Here is a 6,000-nt window from a genome sequence, read left to right as displayed (position 1 = left end):
CCGGCTGGTGCAACGAAATCTGTTTCAGCAATGTGAAATTCTCGACCTCATTGACCCGCGACGGCAACGCTTAAAACCAAACAATTCTAGCAGGCTATCTCTTCTAAATTAGCCGGACAGAAATGATAATAAGTATATGCTTGTACGGCAGGTTGGGCGCGGTGCTTTTGGAGAAGTCTGGTTGGCGAAAGACCATGCCTTAGACCGTGAATTCGCGATCAAAATTTTGGATAACGGGATCGAGATTGATCAGCGTTTAAAGGAAGCTCAAGTCGGTCATTTGTTTACACATAATAATTTGGTTAGAGTGCATCAGGCTGACGTCGCAACAGATGGAAAGGTTGTCATCGCTATGGATTTCCTCCCGGATGGTTCTATCACATCCCAGGCAAATCCGAGTAATTTTTTGCCTTTACCGATAGCTGTTCGTGCGATGATTGATATAATGCAGGGCCTTGAACACTTGCATTTGAATAATATGTTTCATAACGATGTAAAGCCTGAAAATGTTTTGCTTGGGTTACAGGGGCAGGCAATGCTTGGAGACTATGGAATCGTGTGCGTTTCTTCAGACGGTTCTCCTGTGTTGCCTTCAAAGTGGTATGTGCTTCATGCAGCACCGGAGACGTGCTCTGGGTGTGGCATTGAAGCACGGACTGATCTTTTTCAGGCTGGCTTAACGTTTTTTCGAATGCTCGTGGGGCTCGGAGCACTTAAAGCTAAATTTCAGGCTCTTGGTCAATCAGGTTATGAGAATGCGCTCGCCAAGGGCACGCTAGTTACAAAAAATGATTTCCCGCCGTTTATTCCAAGTGCCATTTGTCGCTTAATTTTGACCTCAATTTCTCCTAGCCTTGATGACCGTTTCCAATCGGCGCTTGAAATGAGGCGTGCACTCGAAAAAATTCCCTTCTCAGGGTATTGGACAGTTGATTCTACTGGGATGTTGGTTGGAAAGGACAGTAAATATACCTACCGTTTTGTACGGGTGTGCGTGTCTAAGAATAATTATACGTTCACAGCATTCAAAAAGTATAACACGTCAGGGCGGGAAACAAAAATTTCAAGCTTTTCGAAGAAAGATATTACAAGCTCTGATGTTCGGAAAGTTGAGGCACAATTTGTCAAGGCAGTGATACAAGGCAAAGTATTGTAACTCCTGGTCTAATTCAACGACGAAAAGGGCGGAGGGGTAAACCCTCCGCCCAAAATTCTGTCGCTTCCCGGATCCGGTTTGTTAGGCTGCGGCCGCAGGGGCCTGGGCCGGAACCACGTGGATGCGAGTCTTGACTTTGTTGTTGCGGGAATACTTCTCGAACTGCACCACGCCGTCCACGAGGGCGAACAAGGTGTAGTCGCGGCCCATGCCCACGCCGTTGCCGGGGTGGAACTTGGTGCCGAGCTGGCGCACGAGGATGTTGCCGGCCAGAACCGTCTGCCCGCCGAAACGTTTGACGCCACGCCGTTGACCGGCGCTGTCGCGGCCGTTCCTGGAGCTGCCGCCTGCTTTTTTATGTGCCATGTCGCGACTCCTTCAAAGATGCTGCTAGACCGAGATGGCCTTCACCTTAAGCTGGGTGTAGCCCTGGCGATGCCCCTGTTTTTTGTGGGAATCCTTGCGGCGGCGCTTGTGGAAGACCACGATCTTTTTGCCCTTGACGTGGCCAGCCACCTCGCAGGTGACCGCCGCGCCGGCAACATAGGGCGCGCCGAACTGGAATTCGGTTCCGCCAACCATGAGCACCTTGTCCAGCACGTATTCCGAGCCGGCATCGGCCGCAACGAGATCCACGGTGATGGTGGCCCCTTCCTGGACCTTGTATTGCTTGCCGCCAGCCATAACGATTGCGTACATAAAATTGACCTCCGATAGGGAAGAGGAATCCTCTATACCTGGTGCTCCCCGGGGTCAAGTTCTTTTTGCGCCAGGCTCGACCCTGTCGCCAAAAGTCTCGCCTGCCTGGCCCGCAGCACATCCAAAACGGCGATGTCCACCCGCAGGCTGCCGCGCCCCCGACCCAGTTCCACCTCGGGCTTGGCCGCGCCATGGTAGTCCGAACCGCCGGAGACAGCCAGCCCGAGCTTGCGGGCCAAGGCCAGGTATTCCAGCGTCTGGTACTGGGAATGCTCGGTGTAAAAGGCCTCGATGGCGTCCAGGCCGGCGTCGCGGTAGCGGGTGACGGTCTCGGCCAGCACCGGCCCGGACTGGCCCAATATGTAGGGATGGGCCAACACCGCCAACGCCCCTTCGGCGTGCAGGAGTGCAATGGCCGTTTCCAGCGGCAGCTTGTCCTTGGGCACGTAGGCCTTGCCATAGACCCCGAGAAAGCGGGTGAAGGCTTCCTTAAAGCTCGACACCACGCCCTGGGCCAAAAGCGCCTGGGCGATGTGCGGCCGGCCCACCACCCCCTGGGCCAGGACCGTGACGGCGTCATAGTCCAGCGACACCCCAAGGCTTTTGAGCTTTTCCAGGATGCGGTGGTTGCGGTCGTGGCGACGCTGGCGCAGCCAGTCCAGTTGTTCGGCCAGGGGGCCGGGCGTCTCAGGCAGAAAAAGCCCCACCAGATGAATGCTGGACGGGCCGTCGGCCACGGAGAGTTCCACCCCGGTCACCACGTCCACGCCGTGTTCGGCCCCGGCCAGACGGGCTTCGGGCAGCCCGGCCAGGGAATCGTGGTCGGTGATGGCCACGGCAACGAGGCCTTTTTGGGCGGCCCGGGCCACCAGTTCCTTGGGAGTAAGTGTTCCGTCCGAGGCCGTGGTATGGGTATGCAGATCAATAAGCGCCATCACTGACCCTAGCCCGCCCGGGCCGACTTGTGAACCTCACATTGCGCGGCCGGCCCGATTTGGCTATTACCGGGACACACTCTCGCCAAAGGAGACCGTCCGTGAGCATACATCCCGATCTGCTGACCATCCTGGCCTGCCCCAAATGCAAGGGCGAACTGACTGTTGTTGACGCCGAGGCCGGTCTTTTCTGCCCGCCGTGCGCCGTGGTCTATCCTGTGCGCGACGACATCCCCATCATGCTGGTGGAAGAAGCCGTGGCCAAAGCCGACTGGGACGCCGGCAAGCGTTCCGTCAAGGACAGCGCCGCAAAATAACCTGGAGAGCGCCGCCGCCCGGGGGCTGGTTCCCATCGGGCAAGGAGTCGTCATGGCCAAACTGCACTGGACGCCCTGGATGGCCTTGGCCGAAATCGGCAACGAGGCCGGGCGCATGATGGAAGAAGCCGCCGCCGGAGCCCGGGACTGCGCCTATGCCTGGCAGCCCGTGGCCGATGTGGTGGAAACGGAGGCCGAGTTCCGGGTGACCCTGGAACTGGCCGGCGTGGCCCGGGAAGACGTGGCCGTGGAGATCCAGGGCCGGGAGCTGCTCATCCAGGGGTCGCGCCGCTTCGAAAAAGACGTCCGGGGCGGCCTGTACCAGATGCTCGAGCGCTCATACGGGCCGTTTGCCCGCAGTTTCGCCCTGCCCAAGGGCGTGTCGCGCACCGAGATCACGGCCGTTTTAAAAGACGGGCTGTTGGTGGTGTGCCTGCCCAAGATGCGCCCCGAGCGCCTGCACCGCCGCATCCCCATCAGTTGACGCCCCAACCTTTCACCCCTGCCTGGAGGCTTGCCATGGGCCGCAGCGCCCTGTGGGCGAATCGCCTGTTTCTTTGCGCTTTCCTCATGTTCTTCCCCCTTTGCAGCCACTGCCCGGCGGCTTCGTCCGGGCATGAGCTGCGGCGCACGCCGGTGGTCACAGCGGTGGCTGCCGTGGCCCCGGCCGTGGTCAATATCACCTCGGCCCGCAGCGTGGACCGGCGCGGTGCGCCGGGACCGTTTTTCGACGATGATTTTTTCCGCCAGTTTCGCGGCCCGGGGTCAGCCGCCCCCCAGCGCCAGACCCAGGAAAGCCTGGGGTCGGGCGTGATTATCGACGGTAAGGAGGGGCTTGTCCTCACCAACGCCCACGTCATTGCCGGTGGCACGTCGATCAAGGCCCGCCTCCAGGACGGCCGGCTCCTCGACGCCGCCCTGGTCGGCGCGGACCCGGATTTCGACGTGGCCGTGCTGCGTCTGTCCGGCGGCGGCACGCTGCCCCAGGCCGCCATGGGCGATTCCGCCGACATCATGATCGGCGAGACCGCCATCGCCATCGGCAATCCCTTTGGCTACACCCACACCGTCACCACCGGCGTTGTCTCGGCTGTCGGCCGCTCGCTCAAGCACGAGGGCGGGGCCTATGCCGACCTGATCCAGACCGACACGGCGATTAACCCCGGCAACAGCGGCGGCCCGCTGGTCAATCTGGCCGGCGAGGTCATCGGCATCAACATGGCCATCCAGGCCGGGGCCGAAGGCATCGGCTTTGCCATCCCCATCAACAAGGCCCGGCGGGTGGTGGCCGAGCTTATGCGCGGCGGCCGGGTGACGCCGGCCTGGCTTGGCATCATGGGCCAGGACGTGGATGTCCGCACGGCCCGTTATTTTGGCCTGAACCGGCCGCGCGGCCTGCTGGTGGTCGAGGTGGTTCCAGGCTCGCCGGCCGAAAAAGCCGGGGTGCGGCCGGGGGATCTGCTCACGGCCGTGGGTGGCGCAGACCTCGACGACAAGGAGCAGTACCGGGGGGCGCTGGCCACCTCCACAGTGGGCGAGACGCTGACGCTGACCGTGCGCCGGGGCGAGGAGGAGCTGAAAATTGCCGCCGCACCCGCCGCTTTCGGCGACGGCGAGGCCGTGACCCTGGCCCAGGCCCGCTGGGGGCTGACCGTCAAGGCTGGCCAGGGCGTGCGCGTGGCTGCGGTGGCTGCCAATTCGCCGGCCGCCCGGCTGGGCCTTAAACCCGGCGACGCGCTGGTCCAGATCGGCGGGGAAAAGCTCACCGGCCAAGGTGATTTCACCCGGGCCGTCTACGTCAACCGCTTAAACCGCGTCATCCTCGTCATGATCGAACGGGGTGGCCGAGGCTACTACGCCCGCATGGGCGTGGAATAAGGCGAAGGGAGAAGGCAGAAGAGGCCTCCGGCGGCCAAAGGGGTGACCCCTTTGGAATCCCACCTGGAAGGCAAGGGGTTAAGGGGGAACGGCATTGCTGTGACGGCGGTCTGACGCGACCGACGAGCGCATTTTCTGCTTCCGGCCACCGTTGCGACAAGGCCCATAACCCCTAGAAAAACTTTTCCTATCAAGGGGGTCCGGGGGGGATTATCCCCCCCGGCCGCCGGAGGCTTCTTCCTCTTATCTTATTAACGCAGCCGGTCGGCGTAGCGTTTGGGCAGACCGCGCTCGACGATTTTTCGGGCCACGGCTTCGATGTCATAGGGCACGGCCCGGATGGTCAAAACGTGGCTTTCCGTGTCGAAAATCCCATATTTTGCCCGGTTGTCGCCGTCGCGGGGCTGGCCTACGGCACCGACGTTGACGATATGGCGGTCGGCCGGGTCCAGGGGATTGTCGCCCAGCGACAGCTCGAAGCGGTCCACGCAGCGGCCTCGCAAGGTCACTCCTTCGAGCATGTGGGTGTGCCCGACCAGGGACACCGGTTCCGGGGTGCGGGCAAAGCACCGGCGCAGTGTCGTCTCGCCGGCCTCGAAGAGGTAGCTGGTGGTGTCGTTGGGCGGCAGGCCGTGGACCAGCCGGCAGCCGGCCGTCACCAGCGAGGTCGGATAGTTGGCGATGCGGGCCAGGGCCTCACGGCTTAACAGCCCTTCGGTGCGGATGAGCGCTTCCAGGGCCTGGGAATTGAACCCGCCGCGCCGGCTGGGGTCGACGGCGGCCCATTCGTGGTTGCCGCGCACGCTGGGTATCAGGCGCGCCTCCAGCAGCTGCAGCACGGCTTCGGGGTCCGGGCCGTAGCCGATGTTGTCGCCCAGGCTCACCACAAGGTCGGGGGGGCGGGCGTCGATGTCGGCCAGAACGGCGACGAGGGCTTCGAGATTGCCGTGGATGTCAGCGATGGCAGCAAGGAGCATGGTGGGGATAATGGCAGCTTTGGCGGCAAGTCACAAGG

General features: G+C 61.7%; 8 protein-coding genes. 4 read left to right on the top strand and 4 right to left on the bottom strand.

Annotation, left to right across the window (positions count from 1 at the left end; genetic code table 11):
* Positions 1 to 136: 136 nt before the first annotated feature.
* Positions 137 to 1,156 carry a serine/threonine-protein kinase gene (locus GTA51_RS11985; protein ID WP_246198108.1) on the top strand — a complete coding sequence of 340 codons (1,020 nt, stop codon included), beginning with the start codon at positions 137 to 139 and terminating at the stop codon, positions 1,154 to 1,156.
* A gap of 81 nt (positions 1,157 to 1,237) precedes the next feature.
* Here GTA51_RS11985 and rpmA read toward each other — a convergent pair whose 3' ends face one another.
* From rpmA to GTA51_RS11970, 3 genes are read right to left on the bottom strand one after another with little or no spacing between them, the layout of a single operon-like run.
* Entirely contained in the window at positions 1,238 to 1,522 is a 285-nt protein-coding gene (rpmA, locus tag GTA51_RS11980) for a 50S ribosomal protein L27 (protein ID WP_160961377.1), read from the bottom strand.
* Positions 1,523 to 1,546: 24 nt separating this feature from the next.
* Positions 1,547 to 1,855 (bottom strand): 50S ribosomal protein L21, encoded by a 309-nt coding sequence (gene rplU / locus GTA51_RS11975; protein ID WP_160961375.1) that lies wholly within the window; start codon positions 1,853 to 1,855, stop codon positions 1,547 to 1,549.
* A 32-nt stretch (positions 1,856 to 1,887) separates the two neighbouring features.
* A complete protein-coding gene (locus tag GTA51_RS11970; protein ID WP_160961374.1) occupies positions 1,888 to 2,790 on the bottom strand; it encodes a PHP domain-containing protein in 903 nt (300 codons plus the stop codon).
* A gap of 101 nt (positions 2,791 to 2,891) precedes the next feature.
* Here GTA51_RS11970 and GTA51_RS11965 point away from each other — a divergent pair, with 101 nt between their 5' ends.
* Genes GTA51_RS11965 through GTA51_RS11955 form a run of 3 tightly spaced genes read left to right on the top strand, consistent with a single transcriptional unit; the run spans position 2,892 to position 4,985 of the window.
* Positions 2,892 to 3,107, top strand: coding sequence for a Trm112 family protein (locus GTA51_RS11965; RefSeq protein WP_160961372.1), 216 nt, complete (start codon positions 2,892 to 2,894; stop codon positions 3,105 to 3,107).
* Positions 3,108 to 3,159: 52 nt separating this feature from the next.
* On the top strand, positions 3,160 to 3,591 hold the full coding sequence (locus GTA51_RS11960; protein ID WP_160961371.1) for an Hsp20/alpha crystallin family protein: 432 nt from the start codon (positions 3,160 to 3,162) through the stop codon (positions 3,589 to 3,591).
* A gap of 35 nt (positions 3,592 to 3,626) precedes the next feature.
* Complete coding sequence (locus GTA51_RS11955; protein ID WP_160961369.1) at positions 3,627 to 4,985, top strand: S1C family serine protease; 1,359 nt, start codon at positions 3,627 to 3,629, stop codon at positions 4,983 to 4,985.
* Between the two features lie 251 nt (positions 4,986 to 5,236).
* On the opposite strand, the gene GTA51_RS11950 is transcribed toward GTA51_RS11955, so the two are convergent.
* Positions 5,237 to 5,962 (bottom strand): metallophosphoesterase family protein, encoded by a 726-nt coding sequence (locus tag GTA51_RS11950; RefSeq protein ID WP_160961368.1) that lies wholly within the window; start codon positions 5,960 to 5,962, stop codon positions 5,237 to 5,239.
* Between the last annotated feature and the right edge of the window lie 38 nt (positions 5,963 to 6,000).

This window comes from Solidesulfovibrio aerotolerans (genome assembly GCF_009856865.1).
Lineage (GTDB): Bacteria > Desulfobacterota > Desulfovibrionia > Desulfovibrionales > Desulfovibrionaceae > Solidesulfovibrio > Solidesulfovibrio aerotolerans.
Note: the sequence above shows the minus strand (reverse complement) of the source record. Positions and strands in the feature narration are given on the sequence as shown.